Annotated in this window: 19 protein-coding genes; 6 read left to right on the top strand and 13 right to left on the bottom strand. The window is 56.2% G+C overall.

Annotated elements, in window-relative coordinates; all coding sequences use genetic code 11:
- Positions 1-28: 28 nt before the first annotated feature.
- From IMQ56_RS09900 to IMQ56_RS09910, 3 genes are read right to left on the bottom strand one after another with little or no spacing between them, the layout of a single operon-like run.
- On the bottom strand, positions 29-226 hold the full coding sequence (locus IMQ56_RS09900; protein WP_000383991.1) for a YpfN family protein: 198 nt from the start codon (positions 224-226) through the stop codon (positions 29-31).
- A gap of 24 nt (positions 227-250) precedes the next feature.
- Complete coding sequence (gene dapE, locus IMQ56_RS09905; RefSeq protein ID WP_017383496.1) at positions 251-1,378, bottom strand: succinyl-diaminopimelate desuccinylase; 1,128 nt, start codon at positions 1,376-1,378, stop codon at positions 251-253.
- A gap of 3 nt (positions 1,379-1,381) precedes the next feature.
- Entirely contained in the window at positions 1,382-1,738 is a 357-nt protein-coding gene (locus IMQ56_RS09910) for an ArsC family reductase (RefSeq protein WP_015572203.1), read from the bottom strand.
- A gap of 387 nt (positions 1,739-2,125) precedes the next feature.
- Here IMQ56_RS09910 and ypfM point away from each other — a divergent pair, with 387 nt between their 5' ends.
- On the top strand, positions 2,126-2,185 hold the full coding sequence (gene ypfM / locus IMQ56_RS09915; RefSeq protein ID WP_015572204.1) for a protein YpfM: 60 nt from the start codon (positions 2,126-2,128) through the stop codon (positions 2,183-2,185).
- Positions 2,186-2,294: 109 nt separating this feature from the next.
- Here the strand turns inward: ypfM and acrD are convergent, their stop codons facing one another.
- Both acrD and narQ read right to left on the bottom strand, forming a co-directional pair.
- Entirely contained in the window at positions 2,295-5,408 is a 3,114-nt protein-coding gene (gene acrD, locus IMQ56_RS09920; protein ID WP_017383494.1) for a multidrug efflux RND transporter permease AcrD, read from the bottom strand.
- A gap of 141 nt (positions 5,409-5,549) precedes the next feature.
- Positions 5,550-7,244, bottom strand: coding sequence for a nitrate/nitrite two-component system sensor histidine kinase NarQ (gene narQ / locus IMQ56_RS09925; protein WP_196063806.1), 1,695 nt, complete (start codon positions 7,242-7,244; stop codon positions 5,550-5,552).
- A 152-nt stretch (positions 7,245-7,396) separates the two neighbouring features.
- On the opposite strand from narQ, the gene aegA reads away from it, so the two are divergent.
- From aegA to IMQ56_RS09940, 3 genes are all read left to right on the top strand, one after another.
- A complete protein-coding gene (gene aegA, locus IMQ56_RS09930) occupies positions 7,397-9,373 on the top strand; it encodes a formate-dependent uric acid utilization protein AegA (RefSeq protein ID WP_159403454.1) in 1,977 nt (658 codons plus the stop codon).
- A 67-nt stretch (positions 9,374-9,440) separates the two neighbouring features.
- On the top strand, positions 9,441-10,034 hold the full coding sequence (gene nudK, locus IMQ56_RS09935; RefSeq protein WP_017692952.1) for a GDP-mannose pyrophosphatase NudK: 594 nt from the start codon (positions 9,441-9,443) through the stop codon (positions 10,032-10,034).
- 106 nt (positions 10,035-10,140) lie between these two features.
- Positions 10,141-11,184 (top strand): DUF1176 domain-containing protein, encoded by a 1,044-nt coding sequence (locus tag IMQ56_RS09940; RefSeq protein WP_017383490.1) that lies wholly within the window; start codon positions 10,141-10,143, stop codon positions 11,182-11,184.
- A gap of 89 nt (positions 11,185-11,273) precedes the next feature.
- Here IMQ56_RS09940 and ygjK read toward each other — a convergent pair whose 3' ends face one another.
- From ygjK to ebgR, 6 genes are all read right to left on the bottom strand, one after another.
- Complete coding sequence (gene ygjK, locus IMQ56_RS09945; RefSeq protein WP_196063807.1) at positions 11,274-13,625, bottom strand: alpha-glucosidase; 2,352 nt, start codon at positions 13,623-13,625, stop codon at positions 11,274-11,276.
- 15 nt (positions 13,626-13,640) lie between these two features.
- Positions 13,641-14,699, bottom strand: coding sequence for a protein YgjJ (gene ygjJ / locus IMQ56_RS09950; RefSeq protein ID WP_015572211.1), 1,059 nt, complete (start codon positions 14,697-14,699; stop codon positions 13,641-13,643).
- A 38-nt stretch (positions 14,700-14,737) separates the two neighbouring features.
- The gene (locus tag IMQ56_RS09955; protein WP_047062595.1) at positions 14,738-16,174 is read right to left on the bottom strand and encodes an amino acid permease; all 1,437 of its coding nucleotides are present in this window, start codon (positions 16,172-16,174) and stop codon (positions 14,738-14,740) included.
- 53 nt (positions 16,175-16,227) lie between these two features.
- The gene (locus IMQ56_RS09960) at positions 16,228-16,677 is read right to left on the bottom strand and encodes a beta-galactosidase subunit beta (RefSeq protein ID WP_015572213.1); all 450 of its coding nucleotides are present in this window, start codon (positions 16,675-16,677) and stop codon (positions 16,228-16,230) included.
- On the bottom strand, positions 16,674-19,757 hold the full coding sequence (ebgA, locus tag IMQ56_RS09965; RefSeq protein WP_165467965.1) for a beta-galactosidase subunit alpha: 3,084 nt from the start codon (positions 19,755-19,757) through the stop codon (positions 16,674-16,676). Before ebgA ends, IMQ56_RS09960 begins: the two co-directional genes overlap by 4 nt.
- Before the next feature lie 146 nt (positions 19,758-19,903).
- Positions 19,904-20,887, bottom strand: coding sequence for a transcriptional regulator EbgR (ebgR, locus tag IMQ56_RS09970; RefSeq protein WP_015572215.1), 984 nt, complete (start codon positions 20,885-20,887; stop codon positions 19,904-19,906).
- A 138-nt stretch (positions 20,888-21,025) separates the two neighbouring features.
- Between ebgR and IMQ56_RS09975 the strand changes: the two genes are divergently transcribed.
- Complete coding sequence (locus tag IMQ56_RS09975; RefSeq protein ID WP_017692958.1) at positions 21,026-21,358, top strand: tRNA-binding protein; 333 nt, start codon at positions 21,026-21,028, stop codon at positions 21,356-21,358.
- Between the two features lie 87 nt (positions 21,359-21,445).
- Here IMQ56_RS09975 and tkt read toward each other — a convergent pair whose 3' ends face one another.
- Both tkt and tal read right to left on the bottom strand, forming a co-directional pair.
- Positions 21,446-23,434, bottom strand: coding sequence for a transketolase (tkt, locus tag IMQ56_RS09980; RefSeq protein ID WP_048219700.1), 1,989 nt, complete (start codon positions 23,432-23,434; stop codon positions 21,446-21,448).
- A gap of 19 nt (positions 23,435-23,453) precedes the next feature.
- Positions 23,454-24,404: a transaldolase gene (gene tal, locus IMQ56_RS09985; RefSeq protein WP_015572217.1), complete on the bottom strand. Its 951-nt coding sequence runs from the start codon at positions 24,402-24,404 to the stop codon at positions 23,454-23,456.
- 286 nt (positions 24,405-24,690) lie between these two features.
- Between tal and maeB the strand changes: the two genes are divergently transcribed.
- Entirely contained in the window at positions 24,691-26,970 is a 2,280-nt protein-coding gene (gene maeB / locus IMQ56_RS09990; protein ID WP_023295115.1) for an NADP-dependent oxaloacetate-decarboxylating malate dehydrogenase, read from the top strand.
- The last annotated feature ends 14 nt before the right edge of the window (positions 26,971-26,984 follow it).

Raw genomic sequence — 26,984 nt, forward strand, 5'->3', positions numbered from 1 at the left:
CTCTTTAGGGAGAGGGGAAACAGAGCGATTACTTCTTCTGGTCCTTCTTCGGCCAGTCGTCTTCATCGTCCCACTTGTCGTTAAAATCACGGTGCGGCGGAAGATCCGGTTTGTTGGCAAGGAACTTTTTGTGGTCAACGCGCTTGAGATCTTTAATCACGTTAAGCAGCACGCCTACCAGAAATACCAACACCAGAATCCACCAGTACTTTGAAAGCCAGTCCATTCGCTAATCCTCTTTAAGCACCCGTCAGGCGACGAGCTGCTCCATAATACGTTGATACATGCGGGCCAGCAGTTGTAAATCGGCAGCGTTCACGCATTCATTGATTTTGTGAATCGTCGCGTTAACCGGACCCAGTTCGACAACCTGTGCGCCCATGCGGGCGATAAAGCGTCCGTCAGACGTGCCGCCCGTTGTCAGCAGTTGTGGCTTAATTTCATTATAGTGCGCAATGGCGTTCACCACCGCATCCACCAGTTTACCGCGCTGCGTCAGGAACGGCTGGCCAGACAGCCACCAGTCGAGGGTATAGCGCAGCTGATATTTCTCGAGCAGCGCAATCACGCGCGCTTTGATCATCTCGTCGGTCAGTTCGGTGCTGAAGCGGAAGTTAAACTGGACGAAGAGATCGCCGGGAATGACGTTGTTGCTGCCGGTGCCAGCCTTGATGTTGGCTATCTGCATGCTGGTTGGCGGGAAAAATTCGTTGCCTTTATCCCATTCAATGCCTACCAGTTCGTTCAGCATCGGCGCGGCGCGGTGTACCGGGTTATCCGCCAGGTGCGGATAGGCAACGTGGCCCTGCACGCCATGAATAGTCAAATTACAGGTCAGGGATCCACGGCGGCCATTTTTCACCACATCGCCCACCACTTCGGTGCTGGACGGTTCGCCCACCAGACAGTAGTCCAGACGTTCATTGCGCGCCATCAGGGCCTCAACGACCTTCACGGTGCCGTTGTGGGCGCTGGCTTCTTCATCGGAGGTAATCAAAAACGCAAGACGGTTTTTATGGTTCGGATGCTGGGCGACGAAACGCTCTGCCGCCACGACCATCGCAGCCAGAGAACCTTTCATGTCCGCAGCGCCGCGTCCGAAAAGCATGCCGTCGCGGATGGTCGGCTCAAAAGGCGGGTTGATCCAGCGGTCTGCGTCGCCTGCGGGAACTACGTCAGTATGTCCGGCAAACGCCAGCGTCTCTCCCTGACCGCGCCATGCCCAGAAGTTCTGCGTATCGCCAAAATCCATGTGCTCCACGGTAAAACCGATGGCACGCAGGCGCTCAATCATTAATGCCTGACAACCTGCGTCGTCCGGGCTAAGGGAAGGACGGCGAATAAGCTGCTGAGTCAGCTCAATGACCGGGCATGACATAGACTACACCTCAACGAATAAATCTGAATAAAGGGTTTCACTGAAACCCAGCAGCATAGGCTGACCTGGCTTGCAGAGCAATGGGCGTTTGATGATTGCCGGCATTTCAAGCATCAGTTTGGCTGCGCTGTCGGCGTCGTTGATCGTGGCCCGGAGAGATTCATCCAGTTTTCGCCAGGTGGTCCCGCGTGTATTCAGTAGCGCTTCCCATCCCAGTTCGTTGATGGCGGAATGGAGAAACGCGGGGTCAAGCCCGTCGGCACGGTAATCGTGGAAGCGATAGTCGATGTTGTGTGCTTCCAGCCAGCGGCGGGCTTTTTTAATCGTGTCGCAATTCTTAATGCCGTACATCACAACCATAGTGAATCCTTTTGTTCTTTTGTGGGTTAAATGTTCAATATTTTCGAAGATATATCCTTAAGTGGAATATAACACATTCGGAATTTTTCGGGATTTACAATTCTCCATAATTCAACGAACAGCTGTAAGCTGAATAGTCTTTCATCTTTTAAGCATAGTTGTCCACCCTGTTTAAATTGCCAATAAACTCAGGGGGAAATTAAAAATGCTGTCATTTTTCCGACTATTTCAAAATATTGCTGTAGGTCACATAAAATTTACCCGACAACGCTCATAGTGATCCTAAACCTACCAACACAGCGGGGCTCAATCACAGCAATCGGTTAAAGTGGCTTCACAATGATGATACGTTTTCGTAGAATGCGCATAATAATAAGAGAGGTTGTTATGATTGAACGTGAACTGGGGAACTGGAAAGATTTTATCGAAGGCATGCTTCGTAAATGAATTTCCGGTAAGAAATGCAAGAGCACTTAATTAACTAAAATAACCATAGTGTGAAAGAATCACACAATAAAAAGGCGGCCTGTAAAGCCGCCTTTTTTATTTCAACGTGTTATTCCGGCTTATCCTTCAGCGGGAAACGACGGCGTACCAGCACAAAGAACAGCGGTACGAAATAGATAGCCAGAATCGTCGCCGAAATCATTCCCCCCATAACGCCCGTTCCCACCGCGTGCTGGCTGCTGGAGCCTGCGCCGGAGCTGGTGGCCATCGGCAGGACGCCAAATACAAACGCCAGAGAGGTCATCAGGATCGGACGCAGGCGCTGACGACAGGCGTGCAGCGTGGCGGCCATCAGTTCGTGACCTTTGGCATTCATCTCATTGGCAAATTCGACGATCAGAATGGCGTTTTTCGCCGACAATCCGATTACGGTGAGGAGTCCGACCTGGAAATAGACATCATTTTCCAGGCCGCGCATCCAGGTTGCCAGCAGCGCTCCGATGACCCCGAGAGGCACCACCAGCATCACCGAGAACGGCACTGACCAGCTTTCATACAGCGCCGCCAGACAGAGGAACACCACCAGCAGCGAAAGGGCATACAAGGCAGGCGCCTGAGCGCCGGAAAGCCGTTCCTGGTAGGACATCGCCGTCCACTCCAGGCCAAAGCCGGTCGGTAACTGCTGAACCAGTTTTTCCATTATATCCATTGCGGTACCGGTACTGACGCCCGGCGCGGCTTCACCAACAATCTCCAGCGCCGAATAGCCGTTGTAACGCTCCAGACGCGGTGAACCGGTCTCCCAGCGTGACGTCGCAAATGCCGAGAACGGCACCATGCCGCCGGTGTTATTGCGCACATACCAGCGGTTGATATCGTCCGGCAGCATGCGGTATTTGGCGGCAGACTGAACGTAGACCTTCTTCACGCGGCCGCGATCCATAAAGTCATTCACGTAGCTTGAGCCCCATGCCGTTTGCAGGGTGTCGTTAATGTCGTCGATGGAGACGCCCAGCGCCTGCGCTTTACGCTGGTCAATATCCACCTGTAGCTGAGGGCTGTCATCCAGACCGTTATGACGAACGCGGGTAAGCTGCGGATCTTTCCCGGCCAGCTCCAGCAGCTTGTCGCGAGCAGCCATCAACGCGTCATGCCCGGCACCCGCGTGATCCTGAAGCTCCATATCAAACCCGGCTGAGCTGCCCAGGCCGCTGATGGCGGGCGGGCTGCTGGCGAAAACGCGCGCTTCCTTGATTTTGTTGAACGCTTTGGTTGCACGTTCAATGATGGCAAAGGAGGAGCCGGTATCGCTGTCGCGCTGGTCCCAGTCTTTCAGGCGCACAAACATACGCGCCACGTTCTGCCCGTTACCGCCAGGGCCAGAGCCGACGGTGGAGAAGACGGAGACCACGTTATCTTTCTCCTGAGTATGGAAGTAGTTTTCAACCTTCTGCACCACTTTCAGGGTCTGCTGCTGGGTCGAGCCGCTCGGTAACTGTACGGAGGTGATAAACATGCCGCGATCTTCCAGCGGCAGGAACGAGGTTGGCAGCCGCAGGAACAGGAAGACCATGCCGCCGAGCAGCAGAACATAAACCACCATCCAGCGTACGCTGCGGTGCAGTACTTTACCCACGCCCGCTTCATAGCGCGCCGCATTGCGGTTAAACATGCGGTTAAACCAGCCGAAGAAGCCTTTTTGACCGTGATGTTCGCCCTTATGCAGCGGTTTCAGCAGCGTCGCGCACAGGGCAGGGGTAAGGATCATCGCCACCAGTACGGAGAGCACCATTGCAGAGACGATGGTGATCGAGAACTGGCGATAAATCGCGCCCGTGGTGCCGCCAAAAAACGCCATCGGGATAAATACCGCCGACAGCACCATGGCGATACCGACCAGCGCGCCCTGAATCTGTCCCATCGATTTGCGCGTGGCCTCGCGGGGCGAAAGCCCTTCCTCGCTCATGATGCGCTCAACGTTTTCCACCACCACGATGGCATCATCCACCAGCAGGCCGATGGCCAGCACCATGGCGAACATGGTCAGGGTGTTGATGCTGTAACCGAAGGCATACAGCACCGCAAAGGTACCCAGCAGCACCACCGGCACCGCAATAGTGGGGATCAGCGTAGCGCGGAAGTTTTGCAGGAACAGGTACATCACGAGGAACACCAGCGCGATAGCTTCGAGCAGGGTTTTCACCACATCTTCGATGGAGGCTTTTACGAACGAGGTGGTTTCGTAGGCGACTTTGTACTCCAGTCCGTGCGGGAAGAAATGCGACAGCTCATCCAGACGCTCCAACACCCGCTGCGCGGTCGCCATTTCGTTGGCGCCGGAGGCCAGTTTCACCCCCAGCCCGGACGCGGCATTGCCGTTGAAGCGGCTCAGGTAGTCATATTTTTCCGCCCCCATTTCCACGGTGGCGACATCCCCCAGACGCACTTCCGAACCGTCCTGATTCACGCGTAGCGTGATATTGCGGAACTGTTCAGGTGTCTGGAGCAGCGACTGGGAGTTGATGGTGGCGTTAAGCGCCTGGTTATCCACGGACGGCGTACCGCCGAGCTGCCCCACGGCAATCTGGGCGTTCTGCGATTCGATAGCGTCGGTGACATCTTTGGCGGTCATCTGCACGCTGTTCAGCTTGTTGGGATCCAGCCAGATACGCATGGAGTACTGCGAGCCGTAGGCGTCGATATCCCCCACGCCGTTGATACGGCTGAGCGGGTCCTGAATATTACTGGCGACGTAGTCCGCGATGTCCTGCTTATCCATCGAGCCATCGGTTGACACAAACGCGATGGTCAAAATATTGGTGTCACCGGTTTTACGCACGGTCACCCCCTGGTTCTGCACCGCCTGAGGCAGTTTACGCAGGGCCGATTGCAGCTGGTTTTGCACCTGCTGCACCGCTTCATCCGGATCCGTGCCCGCCGTAAAGCTCAGGGTTACCGTCGCCTGGCCCGTGGCGCTGCTCTGCGAGGACATGTACATCAGGTTATCGAGACCCGTCATGTTCTGCTCGATAACCTGGGTGACGGTATTTTCCAGCGTCTGTGCCGAGGCGCCAGGGTAGTTCGCCGTGATACGCACGTTGGGGGGCGCGAGGTCAGGGTATTGCTCAACAGGAAGGGACGTAATCGCCAGGACACCCGTCAGACACAACAGGATTGCAAGCACCCAGGCAAAAATGGGGCGATCGATGAAAAAATTCGCCATTAAAGTGTGACCTCGTTTTGCTGCACGTCATTATTGTTTATTGCCCGCCTAACTTTAGCGGTAAGGCCCAGGTCAAACGTGGAGAAATAAAGGAGATAATGTAAATTATCATGCGCTTTTTTCAGCGCGCCTTCTTTCTCGCTATTTTTCAGCCTGCGCCGCAGGCGTCCGGAACGTCACGCTGACCTGTGTGCCGCCCTGTGGCGGCTGAGAAAAGTGTAATGTCCCCCCGAGCCGTCCCGCGCGTTCGCGCATGATATTCAGCCCGTAATGCCCCGGCGGTTCACTGGCGTCGCCGATACCAATGCCGTTGTCGCGGATCGTGACCGTGTGAGTGCCGTCCGCGGTGGTGACGCAGCTGACCACAATCTCGCTGGCGTCGGCATGTTTAATCGCATTCAGCACTGCCTCACGCACAATCTGTAAGAGGTGCACCTGTTTTTGTGCGTCCAGCGCCAGCGATGAGAGACGGCAGTCGAGCACCAGCTTCGCGCGGGTCTGGCTTTGCAACCCGTCGAGAGACTCCTGTAGCGCGGCAGGAAGATTGGCGTGATTGAGCGTCAGGCGGAAGGTGGTGAGCAGCTCGCGTAGCTGATGCCAGGCATTATTCAGCTCGCGGGAGAAGTCCGTAATGATGGTCTGCGCCGGAGCATTGTCGCCCGGCACGGCATGCTTCAGCAGCGTAAGCTGAATACGCAAATAGGAGAGCACCTGCGCCAGCGAATCATGCAGCTCGCGCGCGATGGTGGCGCGCTCCTCCATCAGCAGCAACTGCTGATAATGTTTCTGCGCCTGATTGAAATAGAGCCCCCGGCCCAGCATCGTCGCCACGCTTTCCATGAGCGGCAGCGGAACATCCCCGGTCGCGCTTTGCCAGCGCAGTTCGCCGTACAGGGTGTCCTGCATTAACACCGGTAAATTGTGCATTTTCTCGCCCGGGGACTCCTGTCCTTCGTAAAGCTGCCAGTCGTCGCTGGTGCGCAATTGCAGGTAATTCATCTGCGTATAGTCATGCACAATCTGCAAAATATGCCGGAAACAGTGGCTGTCTATCTGCCCGGTATTCAACGCCTGTGAGCATTTAAACAGCATTTCGAGCTGCTGATGCGCTTCATTCAGGTGGCGGGTTTTTTCAGCAACGGAGCGCTCAAGTGAACGGTACAGGGTGTGTAATTCCGCCGACATATGGTTGAAGGCGCGGGAAAGCTGGCCCAGCTCGTTGGGAAGCGTAGTATCCGGCGCGGGAGTGTCGAATTGCCCCTGTTCGATACGCTCGCTCGCCGCCACCAGATTATTCAGCGGCAGCACAACCTGACGGCGGATGCGCCGCAGGGTCACCACCGCCAGCAGCAGGATGCCCAGGCCACCCGTCAGCGACATGAAAATCACCAGCTGAATTTTATGTTCGGTGTAGTGCTGTAGCGCCAGCACAAAGGCATCTATCCGGCCCACGAAATCCTCTATGTGGTTCTGATACCATCCGGTATCGCCGCTGGCGATGCGCGTGTCCATCTCCTGCCAGCCAAGGTGCAACTGCTGGTAACGCTGTTTGACGTCCTCTGGCACATACCAGCGGTTTAGCTTCTGCAACGCAGGCGCGCTCAGCGTTTTTTGCCAGACCGCGCGGTGCTCTGCCAGCGATGGGTCGGCGCGCTGCATTTCGTAGCCCAGGCGGTAGCTCTGCATACGCAGCGAGCCGGCGATGTTAATCGCCTCGGCGTCGCGCTGGCTGCTGGCGAGTGTGACCAGCGCAATGGCGCTGATCAGAACGGACAAGACAATCATCGAAAAGAAAGCCCGAGCCAGGCTTCCCGATACGGGGCGTTTAACGGTCACTCATCAGCTTCCTGAATTAAATTGATCTGCCACAGGTTCACTGGAAATAGTTCGGCTTCCTGGGCATTTGAACATTGCGTCGCCATGCCGCTGTGGGTAAATACGATAACAATAGAAAGAATAAGGTTATTGAACCAAAAACAGGTGTTGTTATGAATCGTTTTATTATGGCCAATGCTCAGCAGTGTATCGGTTGTCGCGCCTGCGAAGTCGCCTGTGTGATGGCGCACAACGGGGAACAGCACGCACTGAGCGAGCGCCATTTTCATCCTCGCATTACGGTCCTTGCCTCTGGCTTGCGAAAAAGTCCCGTGACCTGCCACCACTGTGAAAATGCGCCCTGCGCGCAAAGCTGCCCGAACGGAGCCATCACGCAACACAACGACAGCGTACAGGTCAATCAACAAAAATGCATTGGCTGTAAAGCCTGCGTGGTGGCCTGTCCGTTTGGCACGATGGACATGCTGATCGCCCCGCTGGAAAACGACAGCGTAAAGGCCTCGGCGCACAAATGCGACCTCTGCCTGGAAAGGCCGCAAGGCCCGGCCTGCGTGGAAAACTGCCCGGCGGAGGTGCTTACGCTCGCCACCCCAGCCGTACTGGATAAGCTGGTTAAGCAGCGCCGACAGCGCAGCGCAAGGCTGGACGCGCTGCCGTGGCACAGCGAGGCGGTTCAGTCAGCCCCTCCGCAAACCAAACGGCAACAGATGCAAAACACCCCGGCGCGCGGTGAGCCGGATAAGCTCAGCCCCGAAGCACGCGCATACCATTTTAACGAGATCTACCTGCCGTTTCGCCCGGAACAGGCGCAGCGTGAGGCATCCCGGTGCCTGAAATGTGGCGAGCATAGCATTTGCGAGTGGACCTGCCCGCTGCATAACCACATTCCCCAGTGGATTGAGCGGATCGGGGCGGGGGATATCGTCGGTGCGGCTGAGCTTTCTCACCAGACTAACTGTTTACCGGAAATTACCGGCCGCGTCTGCCCACAGGATCGATTATGTGAAGGCGCCTGCACCCTGCGGGATGCGTCAGGGGCAGTAACCATCGGTAATATCGAACGGTATATCTCGGATCGGGCGCTGGCGATGGGCTGGACGCCGGACGTCAGCCACGTTAAGCCGGTCGGTAAGCGCGTCGCCATCATCGGCGCCGGTCCGGCAGGGCTGGCCTGCGCCGACGTGCTGGTGCGCAGCGGCGTCGGCGTGACGGTCTACGACCGCCATCCGGAAATCGGCGGATTGCTGGCCTTTGGTATTCCGGCCTTCAAGCTGGATAAATCCCTGTTAGCGCGGCGCAGAGAGATATTCAGCGCGATGGGCATCCGCTTCGAGCTGAACTGCGAGGTGGGAAAAGACGTGTCGATGGCCCAACTGCAAAACGACTACGATGCCCTGTTCATCGGCGTAGGGACCTATCGTTCCATGAAAGCGGGTATCCCTCACGAAGACGCGCCGGGCGTGTACGACGCGCTGCCGTTTTTAGTGGCAAACACGCGGAACGTGATGGGCCTTGATCCTGCCGCAGACGAACCGTTTATCGACACACAGGGTTTAAACGTGGTGGTACTCGGCGGGGGCGATACGGCGATGGACTGCGTGCGCACCGCGCTGCGGCATGGCGCGGCGAAAGTCACCTGCGCCTATCGGCGGGACGAGGCCAACATGCCGGGCTCAAAGAAAGAGGTTAAAAACGCGAAAGAAGAGGGCGCAGCGTTTGAATTTAATGTTCAGCCGGTTGAGCTCACGCTGGATACCGACGGGAAGGTTAACGGTATCCGGATGCTGCGCACCAGGCTGGGCGAGCCGGATGCGCAGGGGCGGCGGCGTCCTGTCCCGGTGGCGGGCAGTGAGTTTGTCATGCCAGCGGATGCGGTGATCATGGCGTTTGGTTTTAATCCGCACGCCATGCCGTGGCTTCAGGCGCAGGGCGTCGACACCGACGACTGGGGGCGCATCAGGGCCTCCGTGGAGAGCCGTTATCGCTACCAGACCTCGAATCCGCAGATTTTTGCTGGCGGTGATGCGGTACGCGGTGCGGATCTGGTGGTCACCGCGATGGCGGAAGGGCGCCATGCCGCGCAGGGGATCATGGACTGGCTTGGCGTGCCGCCGCGCAACTTGCATTAATGCAGACGGGCGACAAAGCGGGCATCACGGCGTAGTATAAACAGACTCATTTTGCCGTGGAGCCCGTATGTCCCTGAACATTACCGTTATTAAAGACAAAATCCTTTCTGAAAATTACTTTGTCCTGCGTAACATCACTTACGATCTCACCCGTAAGAACGGGGACGTCATTCGCCATAAACGCGAAGTCTACGACCGGGGCAATGGTGCAACCATCCTGCTGTATAACCGTGAAAAGCAAAGCGTGGTGCTGATCCGCCAGTTTCGCATCGCGACATGGGTCAATGGCAACGCGGACGGACGTCTGATTGAAACCTGTGCAGGTCTGCTTGATGACGATGAGCCGGAAGTGTGTATCCGCAAAGAAGCCATTGAGGAGACGGGTTTTGAAGTGGGTGCGGTGCAGAAAGTCTTTGAGCTGTTTATGTCCCCTGGCGGGGTTACCGAGCTGGTTCACTTCTTCATTGCGGAATATACCGATGCTCAGCGCACGCACCGGGGCGGCGGCGTGGACGATGAAGACATTGAAGTGCTGGAAATGCCTTTCGCTCAGGCTGTCGACATGGTGAAACGCGGTGAGATCCGCGACGGTAAAGCGGTGATCCTGTTGCAGTATCTGCAAACCAGCGGGCTGATGAATGCGGCGGCGGAAGCGCGATAAGTTGTATTTCAGATAAATCTATCCGATAAATCCGATTGAGCCAGCCCGCCCAGGGCACGAAGATACGCCCCAGATTGACCTATTCGTTTCCGGGGCTGTGCCGTTCATGCGCTACTGCGTTTATCTTCTCTTCTTCATTTGCGTGCTTCCCGCGCCTTTGGTGTGGGCTGCGCCTGCGCAGCAGTCTTTTTCAGACTGGCAGGTGACCTGCAATAACCAGAACTTCTGCGTAGCGCGCAATACCGGCGAGCATCGCGGTCTGGTCATGACGCTGAGCCGCAGTGCGGGGGCAAAAACGGACGCCAGCCTGCGCATCGATCTCGGCGGGCTTTCGGCGCCTCCGGTTAAAGAGCCTGACATCGCCCCGCGCCTGCTACTCGACAATGTGCCGCTTAAACTCACGTCGCAACACTGGCAGTTAGCCCCCTGGCATCTTAAAACAGACGATACGGCCACCATCACCACGTTTCTGAAAACCATTCAGGAAGGGCAGGCGCTGACCCTGCGCGGGGGGAAGCAGACAATTTCTCTGGCCGGTCTGAAAGCGGCGCTGCTGTTTATCGATGCCCAGCAAAAACGCGTCGGAAGTGAAACGGCGTGGATTAAAAAAGGGGATAGTCCACCGCTGAGCGTGCCGCCTGCGCCGGCATTAAAAAAGGTGGCGGTGGTGAACCCCACGCCAACGCCGCTGACGCATAACGAACTCAACGATCTGCTGGATTACGGTACCTGGCGCATGAACCACAGCCAGTGCTCTCTCGATCCGAACCGGCGTGAAGTGCGCGTGACCGCGCTGACCGATGACAAAGCGCTGATGATCATCAGCTGTGAGGCGGGGGCGTACAACACCGTCGACCTGGCGTGGCTGGTGTCGCGTAAAAAACCATTTTCGGCCAGGAGCGTGAGATTGCGCCTGCCGTTTACCCCTTCCAGCCAGACTAGCGACATGGAGCTGATGAATGCCAGCTTCGACGAAAAAACGCGCGAGCTGACCACGCTGGCGCTGGGACGCGGGATTGGCGACTGTGGGATCCAGACCCGCTGGCGTTTTAACGGCCAGCGCTTCCGCCTGGTACGCTACGCGGAAGAGCCAAGCTGTGATAACTGGAATGGGCCAGATGCCTGGCCCACGCTGTGGATCACAAGGTAGGGTTTTGCCGGGTGGCGCTGTCGCTTACCCGGCCTACTTTTTAGAACCGTAGGCCCGGTAAGGCGTAGCCGCCACCGGGCACGAGGGCATCACCGATCGCTCTTACGGAAAAAGTCGTTATACAGCATATACAAATGCGCCGCGCTCCAGGAGAAGTTAGGTGCGCCCTGCTGTGCTCCGGTCAGGGGGTTATAGTTCTCCTGAATCGGGCCGTCCGAGGTTAACCCTTTCGCATGCTTAAAGAAGGTTTCGGCCAGGGTTTGCGCCTGCTCACGATAGCCGTAACGTTCCATGCCTTTTAGTCCAAACCAGAACTGATCGACCCAGACCCGGCCGCGCCAGTATATGTCTGCGCCGAACGCCGGGTTTGTCAGCGCGGCGGTGCCGAGCGGTACCCAGGTATTGAACTCCTTCGGATCCAGCATCACCTTGACCACGGCATCCGCATGTTCCTGCGTCGCGGCACCGTTAAACAGCGGAGACCAGCCTTCCGGCCCTTTACCACGCTCGACGATAGGTTTGCCCGCACAGCCGTTCGCCAGCGGCTTATCCTCGATACGAATGTCATAGTAAAACCCGCTTTTCGCATCGAACATGCAGGTGTTGATATAGGTTGCGAGCTTATCTGCCAGCTGGCGATAGTGGCTGGCCTCCTGCTCTTTACCCAGCAGGCTCGCCATCTGCGCCAGATAGTGATTGTCGCTGTACATATAGCTTGCCTGGTCAACGGACTCCTGTAATAAGGAATACCCTAACAGATCGCCTTTTTTACTCCTGTTTTCGGCAAATTTAACCGTCCAGTCGCTGCGTTTCCCGCCGTTTTCAACGTACTTATCCAGCTGCGCTTTATCGATAAATCCGAATACGGCGGCATCATCGCGCCCGGACTCCCACGAGGCGGCCACCTGCGCGGGGATCTCCAGGCTGTCGTACTGGCCGTTATCAATTATCCGTGCGTAGTTATTCAGGCCGGAAAGCGACTCTTCTTTATCACCTTTTTTCACCGTGAACAGCATCTCGCCGGTAGCGGTGTTATGGGCCTTATCACGCGTCGCACCGTACTCCGGCACGCCGTTGCCGTTATGATCGCGGTTACGCAGCCACCAGTCGTGATAGGCAACCAGTTTTGGATACATCTCGGCAAGCCAGGCTTTATCCTGCGTGGTGTTATACACCTCCATCACCGACCATGCCGCCAGGCTCGGCTTGGTGTTACGCTCGTTCCAGTTACCGCCGTCGCCGCCTCGTTCCGGGCTCAGGTTCCAGGCGATTAAATCCGGCACAAATCCGGTATCCTGCGGGCGCACCGGATCGTCGGGTTTGATCTGCCAGGAGAAGACCGCGCGGATGTTCTCTTTGGCGATCTCCGGGTTGAAATGCGCCATGGCAAATGCCTGTTTCCAGGTGTCCCACGGCCAGGTCTGGTTGCCGGAGAACCAGCGTCCGGTTACGGAGGGCGTCACCGTGTTAAAACGCACCGCGCCGCCTGGCGAACGCCAGTTACCGTTCAACGTCTCGATGGCTTTCACCGCCACGCGCGTTTGTTCTGGAGTCGCGTGCGGGTTGGTTAACCCTTTTTGTAAATACCTCTCCCAGCGCGCTTGCGAGGCGGCCATAAAGTAGGCCGGACGCGCCAGAATGTCGCGGATCTGCGGCTGTTCACGCGCGACGTCATCGGCGTTCAGCAGATGGGAGTAGGTAGTGTACAGCGTGGTGCTGCCGGAAATCTGTGCCCGGCTGGTAAAGCGATGTCCGTCAACGGTGGTCTCGGCAGGAAGAGAGCGGTGTAACTGATATTCGGAACTGCCGGAGGTGAGCAGATCCCAGGTGGAGCGTACCTTGCCGAAGGTCACCTTCAGGCCGTCGCGCGTGGCTACAATTTTACGCTGATAATCAGGATATGCGCTGTCGATGGTTTTATCCGAACGCGGCTTGCCCTCTTTGGCCTCCAGTTTTTCCAGCAGCTCGCCATCCCACACCAGCTCCAGCGGCGTTTTGCTGGTAATACGGGTTTCAAGCAGCGAAGTACGCGCAGAAGCAAAGCGCAGCGTCATCACGATCTGAACATCCCTGGTGCTCAGTTTCTGCACCAACGCGCCAGGGAGGCTGTAGGCTTCAAGGGTGAAATCCACTTTTTTGCCGTTCTGGTACACGGACAGGCGATCAAAATTCGTCGCCATAAAGTTGATGTACTCTTCGGTGAGCAGCGCTACGCCGGGAAATCCGCCCTGGGTCTGCGGCCCGTCCGGCAGCAAATGCCCATGCCAGGCACCCATATCAAAAAAGGGATTAAACCGCTGGTGGTCGTCGTAGTCGAAATCCTGCATGAAGAGCGGCGCGCCGGTACGGTTGATGACGTTTTTGAAGTCAGTTGCGGTGGCGGCGTGAGCCGAAAAACTGAGCGCCAGCGCGCATGCCAGCGGCGTGAGGACGTATTTCATGGTGGTAGATCCTTTTTACCAGTAGAAGTATTGCATCAGGAAGACCTGATCGCTCGGGTCGCCGGAGGCATTTTTCATATAGAAGCGGCTGTCGGCAGCGGTGGCAAAACGCCCGCCGCCGTACTCGTACCAGATCCCGAACTGCATAAACGAGGTAGTTTCTTCAGCCGCATCGTCCGGACGATGTTTCGCGTAGCTGTAAGCAGTGGAGAGATAAACGCCTTTCAGGGCTTCCACCATGGCGCTGACCATAAATCCGCTCTCCGTGCCGGAGACGTTCTGTCCATCTGCCCGTCCGGTATGATGCCACGCGCGTGCCGCCAGGTTGGGTGTCAAAACGCCTGTTAAAAAGAGCTGGCCGGTGCCGTCGGTAATTTCAAGACCGTTCATCCAGGTGACATCTTTCATGATGTCGTACTGAATATAGCCATTCGCCATTGCCGGATAGGTATATTTGTCGTCATAACGATCGTATTTGCCGAAGTGCAGCCAGGCCTTGCTTTCGTCATGGTGACCCGCTGGCGTGGCGGTGACGCTATAGCGCAGGTTGCCGGAGAGGTTTTGCACCTTTAGTGCGTACAAGATGTCGCGGGTGTTGGGGATCACATAACCCAGATCCGGCGTAAAATCGCCCCACCATTGCAGGTCATCGAGAGACGAGTCCTGGCGCAGGCTGAGCATGATCTCGGTGCTGTTATCGGTTTTGTAACCGCCGTAGAAGCGGTTAATCCCACCTTCAAACCCGCCCCAGCTGTGATCGGGCACCCAGGCGTTGCCCTGATGATCCGCCTGTACGGTCCAGCCTTCGCCGTAAATCAGGCCGAACCAGTTCCCCTGTTTCATCTCCAGACCGCCCTCAATATAAGTGCCGTCGCTGTATTTATGTTTATCCTGACCTTCTAAATCCATATACCCACCGACGCCCATCTCGCCATAAAAACGAAATGACGGGGAGGTTATTGCCGGTGTTTTGGTATCGTCATGTTCAGCGGGCCGGGCATCTTCTGCGGCAATAGCAGGGCAGCAGAAAGAGAGGGCAGCGAGTGCCCACAATGTTTTTTGTTTAATTTTCATAAACTCATCCCAATGAGATAAAATCCATGCCTTTTATTTCAGTTAATATTCGAGGCAGGTGATGCTTCAATTTTTTGTTGTTCTTTTGATAATCCGTTTACGTATTTGCTGTATTTCCACCAGGCAAATCCGAGGAATAAAACAATGCCACCGACGTTATAGAAAATAATCGTCAGAATATTGGCACCGGTAGGGAAAGTGGATGCCACAAAACCAATGGCGAAAATAACAATCAGCATCGACACTATGGTTATACCCGTGGTTCGTGAACCCATCCTGAAATCGCGCGGCAGGTGATCGAGCTTACGACGCAGGTTGAGGTAGGCCAGCATAATAAACAGCGGCGGTAACATGGAGGCCGCAGCGGTCATATTGATGACGGTGTTCATCAGCTCCTGCGCGGTACTGGAGCCCATGGACGGGATAATCATCAGTGGGATCACAATCAAATACTGGATCCAGGCCGCGCGCGCCGGTACGCCGTTTTCGTTCAGCGCCACGGTTTTCGGACCAAAAATGCCGGTCGGGATCTCCGAGAAAAAGATTTTGACCGGCGTCGCCGTCCACATCAGCAGGGAGCCGAACATGGCGGTAAAGGAAACCAGACCGACGAAACGGTTCATCAACACTTCCGGCAGGCCAAACCACACCGCCAGACCGTGGAACACCTGCACCGAACCCCCGGTAAACTTCAACGCTTTGCTGCTGATAAAGACGTTGATCAGTACCGAGGAGATGGAGTACAGCACGCCGATAAAGATCCCCGCCAGGATGATCACTTTAACGAAAGATTTCGAACCGCCTTTCACATCGTTTACGTACACCGCGACGGATTCCGCGCCCCCGGCAGCCATAAATATCCAGGTGGTAATGCCGAGGAATGCCCAGTTAAAATGCGGGATCATCGCGTCGACGGTAATCGGATCAGCGGGCTGCACCCCACCCATTAGCGCCGCGCCCGCCAGCAGAATGTAAGAGAGCGTCAGCAGCAGCATCAGCGTGGAGGTTACAGACGTAATTGGCCCCAGCATCTTCGCCCCGTTGGTGGAGACCCACGTTGAGAAGGCGAACAGCACCATACTTAGCACCGTTGTGGCAAATGGTGTGAGAATGTACTCATAGCCAAGAAAGGCATAAGAGGCATAGGCAATGACGCGCGGTAATAACGAGGTGAAGAAGAATAAATTCACGAACCAGTATGTATAAGCGGTAATAAATGCCCAGCGCCCGCCGAGTGAACTTTTTACCCAGGCATAAACTCCAGCTTCTGAGTTTTTATTCAACGAGACAAACTCAGCGATAATTAAGCAGAACGGGATAAAATAGAACAGGGTTGCTAAAAAGAACATCGGCGCGGAGGCAAGTCCGAGTTCGATATTATTATTGATCACGTTGTTAAAACTAAACACGGCGGCAAAGGTCAGCGACAGCAGGCCGAATTTGCCGATGGTATTGCGTTTGGTGGTTTCAGACATAACGTTTCTCCGGGTAAGAGGCTAGCGGTGCTTCATTGGCACCGCTCGTTTTTTTATTTGTTATGGAAATAACCGTCTTCGATGGTCACATTGAGAATGACTTTTTTGACCGGCTCCTCGCTGATAAAGCGATACGCCTCATGGTTCTCACAAATTACGATCTGCCCCTCGCGCACCTGTTCGGTGGTACCCACGCCTTTCAGGTATTCTCGATCGGTCTCATCGCGGTAGCACTCCACTGTCTGAAGCGCATCTTTGGCGGCATATTCAATTTTCTGCGCGCCCTGAAGGTAGTAATGCACCTCGAAATAGCGGCGATGCCCGACAAACAGCGCGTCGGTGCTGGCATCATTGGTCACACGGTAGGCCAGCGAATCGCCAATCGAATGGGCTACGCCGGGCGAGATATTATCGATATTGTTAATGGCTTCTGAGCAGCGCTGCCATTTGCGACCCGTGCGGTAATGCTGTTGAAACTGTTCCAGGCTCTCAAGAACGATCATTTGTCTGCCTCGCTGTGCAAATCCATGGAGAAGAAACCGGTGCCGAATTGCTGGCGTGCCAGCGCCATCGAGGCGATGCGGCCGCCATTGAGCGGGAGCAATGTGAAGCCGTAGCGGAACGGACTGAACCAGACGCGCCAGCTCTCCAGTACCTCACTTCCCCAGGAATTGGAGCCTAAGCCCAGCACCTGGTGGTCAAGATTAAGCGTGATGTCATCGCAGCGGCGCAGTTCGTTGCAGTGCTGTGCGGCGTGAATATTCTCAGCCGTGTAGTGCCAGGCGCTGAAGTGGAGAGGCTGTTGCGGTACGACCAGCACGCCGCTGCCATGACGATCCGCGAGGGAGGCCCAGCGCACCTGCTGACGGTTGCCATTGTTTTGCGGGAACGGATAATTTTCAAACATCTTATCAACCGTGGTGTGCCACAGGTCGATGGTGCTGGCCTGCTGGCTGTCCGGATAGTTTTCACCCGGCCCTCGCCCGTAGTAGCTCACCTGATCGAAACCGCCGTTGATGCCAAGTGTAAAGCCGATGCACGGAATAATGTGTGGGTACTCGCCGTAGCGCTCACCGCATAGCTCAACGTTGATCTGCCCGTCGGCGGCGATGCGCCAGCGATAGGTACAGCGCATGCCAAAATCAAACACTGGCGGGGCAATCAGGGTACGGGTGGTGACGATGACCGCATCGTTATGCTGCTCAACCTCGAAACCGCGCAGATGCTCCTGCATGATCTGGAAATGATACGGCTGCCACAGCCCTTCATACTCCTGCTTATGGTTATCAATCATGGGCTTGAAGAAGTTAATCTTCGGCTCACGGGTAAGGTATTCCTCACCGTTCACCTGCCAGGCGCTGAGTTTTCCCGATACTTTAGAGAAGCTCGCGCGGAAGTTATGCCCGGTCACGGTGCAGCTCAGGCGATCTTCCTCCAGACGCAGCGGAGTGGCACTGGTGTTGATAAACGATGTCGGGCGTGCCGTGCGGTCTTTTAACGGGAACTGATACACCGCGATCTCGTGCCCGGCCTCGCTGTAGCGCGTGGGACTGTTTTTGATAATACGTACAGTCAGGAACGCTTCGCGCTCGTCCAGTTCCGGCACGTGCAGACTGACGCTGCGGGAGCTGTTGGGGGCCAACCCGGTGATGTTCAGTGGCTCACTGTGCAGCGTTTCACCTTCCGCACGCACCTCCGTGAGGAGGGTGTAATCATCCAGGCTGGTGAACCATAAGCGGTTATCAACGTGCAGCTCACCGTTTTGCCAGCGCAGTTTGACCGGGGCGATCACCTGCTTGTACTCACGCAAACCTTGCCCGGGCGTTTGATCGGAGTAGATCAGCCCGTCGAGGCAGAAGTTGTAATTATTGGGGTAATCACCGAAGTCGCCGCCATAGGCGTACCAGATGTTGCCGCTGGCGTCTGTTTTCTGAATACCGTGGTCGCACCACTCCCAGACATAATGCCCCTGAATGCAGTCGTGGCGATCGAACACGTTCTGATACTCGGTCAACCCGCCGGGACCGTTGCCCATCGCATGGGCGTATTCGCAGATAATGCGCGGTTTGGCGTGCGGGTATTCGCCAAACAGATTCATCAGCGGTACGCGGGTATACATGGTGGAGATAATGTCCACCACCTCGGCGTCGCGATCTTCTTCGTAGTGAAGCAGGCGAGTATCATCCAGCGCTTTTGCCGCACGGGCCATCGCGCGGATGTTACAGCCGTAGCCGGACTCGTTTCCGAGCGACCAGATGATGATCGACGGATGATTTTTCTGCGCGTGAATATGGCGTTCGATACGCTCAACGTAGACCGGCTCCCACACCGGATCGTCCGTAATGCGGCTCAGGTCGCCGACGTTGGCGAAGCCGTGAGACTCCACATCCGTTTCAGCCATTACAAACAGGCCGTACAGGTCGCAAAGCTCGTAAAAGCGCGGGTCGTTCGGGTAGTGGGCGGTACGTACCGAGTTGATATTGTGCTGCTTCATCAGGATCAGGTCGCGCTCCACGCGATCCATCCCCACCGCGCGGCCCCTCAGATGATCGTTGTCATGACGATTGACGCCGTGCAGCTTCAGATAACGGTTGTTAACGTAGAACAGGCCGTCTTTCACCTTGATATCCCGAAACCCGATGCGCTGCGGGATGATTTCCAGCGTCTGGCCATGGTTATCTTTTAAAGTCATGACCAGATGATAAAGATCCGGCGATTCAGCGGACCACTGGCGGGGTTGCCTCACCTCAATGCTGAAGGCGGTTTCCGCACGCTCGCTGACGGTCAGGTTGTCGGTTGTTCCCTTGTGCAGCACTGTCTCGCCGTCGTACAGGGTATAATCCAGTTGAACACAGCCAGGGCGTGCAGCAAGGTTTTCCAGCTCAAGCTGACAGAAGAGGGTGGCGTCCCGGTATGCCTCGTCGAAGGTGGTTTTAACCGTGAAATCGCGGACATGCGTGAGTGATTTTCCCAGCAGGTAGACGTCGCGGAATATCCCCGCCGTCCACCACATGTCCTGATCCTCAATGTAGGTGGAATCTGCCCACTGCATAACCCGCACGCACAACAGGTTTTGCCCGCTGTGTACCGCATCGCTGATATCAAACTCGGCAGACAGTCGGCTGCCTTTGCTAAAGCCTATATAGCGGCCATTCACGTAGACTTCGAAATAGGTTTCGACGCCGTCAAACTTGATAAGGGTCTGTTTCTCTTGCCAGCTTTCAGAAAGCGTAAACCAGCGCTGGTATGCCCCGGTCGGGTTGTCTGACGGCACCCATGGTACGTCCACCGGGAAAGGAAAGCCTTCGTCGGTGTACTGCAACTGGCCGTGACCTTCCATCTGCCACATGCCCGGCACGGTAATATCGCCCCAGTCGGCCATGTATTCTGAGGTAAAGTTTTCCGGGACAAGCAGCGGGTTCGTGAAGAAGCGAAAGTTCCACTTTCCGCTTAGCGACAGAAAGTGGCTGCTGGCTTCACGCGCAAACGTGCGTGCCCGGGAAACGGTGTCATAAGAGAAGAAGTACGCACGCGGCGGGAGCCGGTTTTCATGCGTGAGTTGAATATTTTCCCAGCGATTCATGTGATCTCCCTGTAGGGGTAAAACATCATTGCTGGAGATTTTAGTAAATATTTTACTAAATAAAATCAGTAAAACCGATTTGCTTTAACTCGATCACGAAATTAAAAAAGCCGGGCGTGCCCGGCGGGAGAGTTAACAGGTGGAAATCAGCGGGTGGTGCCGCGCAGCTTCAGTACGCTCGGGACAAAGACCTGAAGCGGTAGCGCGCGGCCATCGCGGGCCTTTTCCAGCAGCAGATTAACGCCCTGGCTGCCCATCATTTCAGAGTGAATGCGCACGGTGGAAAGAGGCGGGAAGGTAAAGCGGGCGGTTGGAATGTCGTTCACGCTGATCAGTGAAATATCTTCCGGGATCGCCAGCCCTTTTTCGTGGATGGCGCGTAACACCCCGATGGCGATGGAATCGGAGGCCACGAACAAGGCGGAAGGCCAGCACTGTTGTGCCAGCATGATTTTTGCCAGTTCATAACCGGACGAGCTGGAAAAACCGCCGCGCCAGATGTCCTGTTCCGATACCACCCCTTTCAGGAGCCCGTACTCCACGAAGGCGGCTTCCCGAATATCAGCCTTGCCTGGCTCATCTTCGCCGCCGATAAAGCCAATCCGCTTAACTCCCTGAGCAATAAAGAAATCCACTATCTGCTTGCTGATGCGCGAAAGGTCAATATCGACAGAATCGTACTCGCTGCCTGGCTCGTGAAAGTCGATAAAACAGACGTTGTCGGTCAACGACATTGCCGCACGTCGAAGCGCAGGGGAGGGTTTGCCTACAATCAACACCCCGGTGAGCTTTTTCAGCTCCGGCAGGGTGGCATTAGCGTAGCAGTTACTCAGTTCGACCCCCAGTTTTTCGCACTGCGTCTCAATGCCGTGGCGAATGGCAAGATAGTAAGGGTCGTTGATCTCCAGTTCCTGCTGGTAGCTGTAGAGCGCCAGAATATGTTGCTGACCGGCAGCGACAGACTGCATTTTACGGGAGGTCGTGCTTTTGTATTCCAGCTTCTCGGCAATCTCCAGAATGCGGTGTTTCGTCTCTTCTTTCACATTCAGCGTCGGGTCATCGTTTAAAACCCGGGATACCGTTGCCAGCGAGACGCCAGCTTCCGTCGCGATGTCTTTCAGCGTTGCCATGTTTGTCCTTATTCCCCACGAGATAGCTTATTGTAAAGGATGCGTTCGGACATGCATTAATTTTTAGTAAATAACATCCCTGTTGCCCTCGCCAGTTACCGTGTTAGTATTTAGTAAAATTTTACCAAGGAGGCAAAAGTGGAAACGGTAGCATACGATGATTTTGCAAAGCTCGAGCTCCGCGTGGGGAAGATTGTTGACGTTAAACGTCACGCCAATGCGGACAAGCTCTATATTGCGCAGATAGAGGTGGGAGACAGAACGTTGCAAACCGTCACCAGCCTGGTGCCGTATTACCGGGAAGAGGAGCTGATGGGCAAAACGGTGGTGGTGTTGTGTAACCTGGCAAAGGCTAAAATGCGCGGTGAAACATCTGAATGCATGTTGCTCTGCGCGGAAACCGATGACGCCCGAGAAAGTGTGTTATTAACGCCGGAGCGGGTGATGGCGGCAGGGGTAAGAGTGGTGTGAAAAAGCCGGGTGGCGGCTACGCCTTACCCGGCCTACAAAGCCTCGAACCGCAGGCCGGGTAAACGACAGCGTCACCCGGCAAAAGCACTACAGCACGCTTAGCGCCTTCTCCACCACGTTCTCAACGGTAAAGCCGAAATATGGGAACAGCTTGTCGGCCGGGGCGGATTCACCGTAACCATGCATCCCGACAATTGCCCCTTTCAGGCCCACGTATTTGTACCAGTAGTCGGCAATGCCAGCTTCAACCGCCACGCGCGCCGCGACGTTTGAAGGCAGCACCGATTCGCGGTACGCCTCATCCTGAGCATCAAAGATATCCGTTGAAGGGAGGGAAACCACGCGCACCGCGTGACCCTCGGCGGTCAGTTTCTCCGCCGCTTTTATAGTGATTTCCACCTCGGAACCGGAGGCGATCAGGATCACGTCTGGCTTGCCGCCGCTGTCTTTCAGGATGTACCCGCCGCGGGCGATATTTTTCACCTGCTCCGGCGTGCGCTCGATCTGCGCCAGGTTCTGGCGCGACAGGATCAGCGCCGTGGGTCCGTTATGACGCTCTACGGCCAGCTTCCAGCCCACTGCCGCTTCCACCTGATCGCAAGGACGCCAGGTGCTGAAGTTTGGCGTTAAGCGCAGGCTCGCCAGCTGCTCTACCGCCTGGTGCGTCGGCCCATCTTCACCTAGCCCGATAGAGTCGTGGGTGTACACCATGATTTGCCGCGCCTTCATCAGGGCCGCCATACGCGCCGCGTTACGGGCATATTCGACAAACATCAGGAAGGTGGCGGTGTACGGCACGAAGCCGCCATGGTGGGCGATGCCGTTGGCAATGGCGGTCATCCCAAACTCGCGCACGCCGTAGTGGATGTAGTTCCCGGCAATGTCCTCCTTCAGGGATTTAGAGCCGGACCAGATGGTAAGGTTACTTGGCGCCAGATCCGCCGAGCCGCCCAGCAGTTCGGGCAGGATTGGGCCAATCGCGTTAAGGGTGTTTTGTGATGCCTTACGGGTGGCAATTTTCGCCGGGTTGGATTGCAGGTTTTCAATCAGCGCCTGGGTTTTCTCTTCCCAGTCTTCCGGCAGGCCGCCGCTCATGCGGCGGGTAAACTCAGCCGCCAGCTCCGGATACGCTTTTTTGTAGGCGGCAAACTTCTCGTTCCAGGCCTGCTGCGCTTTTTCACCTGTTTCGCGAGCATCCCAGGCCTTGTAGATCTCTTTTGGGATCTCAAAGGCCGGGTGTTTCCAGCCCAGTTTCTGGCGGGTCAGCGCCACTTCCTCTTCACCCAGCGCCGCGCCGTGCGCCTCCTCTTTGCCCGCTTTGTTCGGCGAGCCGAAGCCGATGGTGGTGCGGCAGATGATCAGGGACGGTTTGTCCTTCACGCTCTGCGCTTCCTGAATCGCTTTTTTCACCGCCTCTGGATCGTGACCGTCGATCTCGTGCACCACGTGCCAGTGATAGGCTTCAAAGCGTTTCGCCGTATCGTCGGTAAACCAGCCCTCGGTTTCCCCGTCAATGGAGATACCGTTGTGATCGTAGAAGCCAATCAGCTTGCCCAGCCCCAGGGTGCCCGCCAGAGAACAGACCTCGTGAGAGATCCCCTCCATCAGACAGCCGTCGCCCATAAAGACATAGGTATAGTGATCGACAATCTCGTGGTCGGGCTGGTTGAACTGCGCGGCCAGCGTACGTTCGGCAATCGCCAGGCCAACGGCATTCGCCAGCCCCTGGCCCAGCGGGCCGGTAGTGGTTTCAACGCCCGGCGTATAGCCGATCTCCGGGTGGCCCGGCGTTTTGGAGTGCAGCTGGCGGAAGTTTTTTAATTCCTCAAGCGGCAGATCGTAGCCGGAAAGGTGCAGCAGACTGTAGAGCAGCATCGAGGCGTGCCCGTTGGAAAGAATAAAACGGTCGCGGTCGTACCAGGTCGGATCGGTAGGGTTGTGCTTCAGGAAGTCGTTCCACAGCACTTCGGCGATATCAGCCATACCCATGGGGGCGCCAGGGTGGCCGGAATTGGCTTTTTGTACGGCATCCATGCTGAGGGCGCGAATGGCGTTGGCGAGCTCTTTACGGGACATAGTTCACTCCGTGGCAAGGTTAAAGTTTGGCGGCGAGAAGATCTTCGAGTTTGCGCTGGTCGACGGCGAACTGACGGATGCCGTCCGCCAGTTTTTCCACGGCCATTGGATCCTGATTGTGCTCCCAGCGGAATTCCGCTTCGGTCATGGGTTTTGGTTTTGGCAGAACGGTGGAGGTTGGCACCAGCTTGCGGATCACCGTCTCTTCACTCTCCTGAAGCTTTTTCAGCAGGTCAGGGGAGATGGTCAGCCGGTCGCAGCCCGCGAGCGCGAGGATCTGCTCGGTGCGGCGGAAGCTGGCCCCCATCACGATGGTCTCGTAGCGGTGCTGCTTGTAATAATCGTAGATATTACGCACCGATTTCACGCCGGGATCTTCGTCCACCACATACGGATCCATCGGCTGTTTCGCCTGATACCAGTCGTAGATACGTCCGACAAACGGTGAAATCAGGAACACGCCCGCTTCGGCGCAGGCACGCGCCTGGGCGAAGGAGAACAGCAGCGTCAGGTTACAGTTGATCCCCTCTTTCTCCAGCACTTCCGCCGCGCGGATGCCTTCCCAGGTGGAGGCAAGCTTGATCAGGATGCGTGATTTATCGATCCCCTGCTCCTGGTAGAGTTCCACCAGGCGGCGAGCCTTGCTAATGCTCTTTTCCTGGTCGAATGAGAGGCGGGCATCCACTTCGGTGGAGACGCGTCCCGGTATGCTTTTAAGAATTTCCGCACCGATATTGACCGCCAGCTTGTCACTGGCTTCGGCGACCTGCTGCTCCTGCGTTTTCCCGCGCTGTTTGCCGTAGGCAAGGGCGTCATCAATCAGATGACTAAAGTGCGCAAGACCGGCCGCCTTGAGCAGCAGCGAGGGGTTGGTGGTCGCGTCTTCAGGCTGGTAGTGACGAATCGATTCGATGTCGCCGCTGTCTGCAACCACGGTGGTAAATTGTTTGATGCCGTCTAGCTGGTTCATAATTACTCCTTGGAAATAAAAGAGTTAGTCGAGTGCGTCAGGTCACACTTCTGAGAAAATCATGATGGACTTAACAAAAAAGCATAGCAGACGGGGGAGGCATTGCTGTCTGAGACGGGTAACATGGCTGTTATAAATTGATAACAATTTTTATTCTGCAATGGTGAGAGTTTGGCAGCCTTCAAAGTTTAGGAGCCTGCCTGCGGCGATACTATGCGGCACACCAGGGTGTGCATAGGAACGTCAACATCACCCTTTTTGACCGAAACGTGAAAGGAATAACAAGATGGATGATCAGTTAAAACAAAGCGCTCTCGATTTTCACGAGTTTCCTGTTCCGGGTAAAATCCAGGTATCCCCGACCAAACCGCTGGCGACCCAGCGCGATCTGGCGCTGGCCTACTCGCCAGGCGTAGCTGCCCCGTGCCTTGAAATCGAAAAAGATCCGCTGGCAGCGTACAAATACACCGCCCGTGGCAACCTGGTGGCCGTTATCTCTAACGGTACGGCGGTACTGGGGTTAGGGAACATTGGCGCGCTGGCCGGTAAGCCGGTGATGGAAGGGAAGGGCGTTCTGTTTAAGAAATTTGCCGGTATCGACGTCTTCGATATCGAAGTGGACGAACTGGACCCGGATAAATTCATCAACGTGGTGGCGGCGCTGGAGCCGACCTTCGGCGGCATCAACCTGGAAGACATCAAAGCGCCGGAATGTTTCTATATCGAGCAGAAGCTGCGCGAGCGTATGAACATTCCCGTGTTCCATGACGACCAGCACGGCACGGCGATTATCAGTACCGCCGCCATTCTGAACGGTCTGCGTGTGGTGGAGAAAAACCTCTCCGACGTGCGCATGGTGGTCTCCGGCGCTGGCGCCGCGGCCATCGCTTGTATGAACCTGCTGGTGGCGCTGGGCATGCAGAAACACAACATCGTGGTCTGCGACTCCAAAGGCGTGATTTACAAAGACCGCGAGCCAAACATGGCTGAAACCAAGGCGGCCTATGCGGTGGAAGACGACGGCAAGCGCACGCTAGAAGACGTCATTGAAGGTGCCGACATTTTCCTCGGCTGTTCAGGCCCGAAAGTACTGACCCAGGAAATGGTGCAGAAGATGGCGCGCGCGCCAATGATCCTGGCCCTGGCGAACCCGGAGCCGGAAATTCTGCCGCCGCTGGCGAAGGCAGTGCGTGAAGACGCGATCATCTGTACCGGACGTTCGGACTACCCGAACCAGGTGAACAACGTGCTCTGCTTCCCGTTCATCTTCCGCGGTGCGCTGGACGTTGGCGCTACGGCAATCAACGAAGAGATGAAGCTTGCCGCCGTTCATGCTATCGCAGAGCTGGCGCACGCCGAGCAGAGCGAAGTGGTGGCCTCCGCCTACGGCGATCAGGATCTGAGCTTCGGCCCGGACTACATTATCCCTAAACCATTTGACCCGCGTCTGATCGTGAAGATCGCGCCAGCGGTGGCCAAAGCGGCGATGGACTCTGGCGTGGCGACGCGGCCGATTGAAGATTTCGATGCCTACGTCGATAAACTCACCGAGTTCGTCTACAAAACCAACCTGTTTATGAAGCCGATCTTCTCCCAGGCGCGCGCTGACGCGAAGCGCGTGGTGCTGGCGGAAGGGGAAGAGGCGCGCGTGCTGCACGCCACGCAGGAGCTGATCACCTTAGGGCTGGCGAAACCGATCCTGATTGGTCGTCCGAGCGTGATCGAGATGCGTATCCAGAAGCTGGGCCTGCAAATTAAGCCGGGCGTCGACTTTGAGATCGTCAATAACGAATCCGATCCGCGCTTCAAAGAGTACTGGAACGAATACTATTCGATCATGAAGCGTCGTGGGATCACCCAGGAGCAGGCGCAGCGGGCGGTGATCAGCAACACCACGGTGATCGGCGCGATCATGGTTCACCGCGGTGAGGCGGATGCGCTGATCTGCGGCACCATCGGCGAGTACCATGAGCATTTCAGCGTGGTGCAGGAGATCTTCGGCTATCGCGAGGGTGTCCATACTGCCGGCGCAATGAACGCGCTGCTTCTGCCAAGCGGGAACACCTTTATCGCCGATACCTACGTCAACGACGATCCTTCCCCGGACGAACTGGCGGAAATAACCGTGATGGCGGCGGAAACCGTGCGCCGCTTTGGTATCGAGCCGAAAGTGGCGCTGCTGTCGCACTCTAACTTCGGGTCATCCAAATCCGCGGCGGCGTGCAAAATGCGCCAGACGCTGGACCTGGTGCGCGAGCGTGCGCCGGAACTGATGATCGACGGCGAGATGCACGGCGACGCCGCGCTGGTGGAGAGCATTCGTAATGAACGTATGCCGGACAGCCCGCTGAAAGGCTCCGCGAACGTGCTGATTATGCCGAACGTGGAAGCGGCGCGTATCAGCTATAACCTGCTGCGTGTGTCGAGTTCTGAAGGGGTGACCGTAGGGCCAGTGCTGATGGGGGTGTCAAAACCGGTACATGTATTAACGCCGATTGCCTCCGTGCGTCGTATCGTCAACATGGTGGCGCTGGCGGTGGTTGAGGCGCAGACGCAGCCGCTGTAATTTTTACCCTCACC

The sequence above is a fragment of the Enterobacter sp. Res13-Sevr-PEC09-46 genome (genome assembly GCF_015672585.1).
GTDB classification, from domain to species: Bacteria; Pseudomonadota; Gammaproteobacteria; order Enterobacterales; family Enterobacteriaceae; genus Enterobacter; species Enterobacter hormaechei_C.

Bases quoted from the DNA above. Each gene is read 5' to 3' on its own strand.
- IMQ56_RS09900 (WP_000383991.1), bottom strand. From the start codon at position 226: ATGGACTGGCTTTCAAAGTACTGGTGGATTCTGGTGTTGGTATTTCTG.
- tal (WP_015572217.1), bottom strand. From the start codon at position 24,404: ATGAACCAGCTAGACGGCATCAAACAATTTACCACCGTGGTTGCAGAC.
- maeB (WP_023295115.1), top strand. From the start codon at position 24,691: ATGGATGATCAGTTAAAACAAAGCGCTCTCGATTTTCACGAGTTTCCT.
- acrD (WP_017383494.1), bottom strand. From the start codon at position 5,408: ATGGCGAATTTTTTCATCGATCGCCCCATTTTTGCCTGGGTGCTTGCA.
- IMQ56_RS09960 (WP_015572213.1), bottom strand. From the start codon at position 16,677: ATGATCGTTCTTGAGAGCCTGGAACAGTTTCAACAGCATTACCGCACG.
- IMQ56_RS09955 (WP_047062595.1), bottom strand. From the start codon at position 16,174: ATGTCTGAAACCACCAAACGCAATACCATCGGCAAATTCGGCCTGCTG.
- IMQ56_RS09910 (WP_015572203.1), bottom strand. From the start codon at position 1,738: ATGGTTGTGATGTACGGCATTAAGAATTGCGACACGATTAAAAAAGCC.
- ygjJ (WP_015572211.1), bottom strand. From the start codon at position 14,699: ATGAAAATTAAACAAAAAACATTGTGGGCACTCGCTGCCCTCTCTTTC.
- ebgA (WP_165467965.1), bottom strand. From the start codon at position 19,757: ATGAATCGCTGGGAAAATATTCAACTCACGCATGAAAACCGGCTCCCG.
- nudK (WP_017692952.1), top strand. From the start codon at position 9,441: ATGTCCCTGAACATTACCGTTATTAAAGACAAAATCCTTTCTGAAAAT.
- dapE (WP_017383496.1), bottom strand. From the start codon at position 1,378: ATGTCATGCCCGGTCATTGAGCTGACTCAGCAGCTTATTCGCCGTCCT.
- tkt (WP_048219700.1), bottom strand. From the start codon at position 23,434: ATGTCCCGTAAAGAGCTCGCCAACGCCATTCGCGCCCTCAGCATGGAT.
- aegA (WP_159403454.1), top strand. From the start codon at position 7,397: ATGAATCGTTTTATTATGGCCAATGCTCAGCAGTGTATCGGTTGTCGC.
- IMQ56_RS09940 (WP_017383490.1), top strand. From the start codon at position 10,141: ATGCGCTACTGCGTTTATCTTCTCTTCTTCATTTGCGTGCTTCCCGCG.
- ygjK (WP_196063807.1), bottom strand. From the start codon at position 13,625: ATGAAATACGTCCTCACGCCGCTGGCATGCGCGCTGGCGCTCAGTTTT.
- ebgR (WP_015572215.1), bottom strand. From the start codon at position 20,887: ATGGCAACGCTGAAAGACATCGCGACGGAAGCTGGCGTCTCGCTGGCA.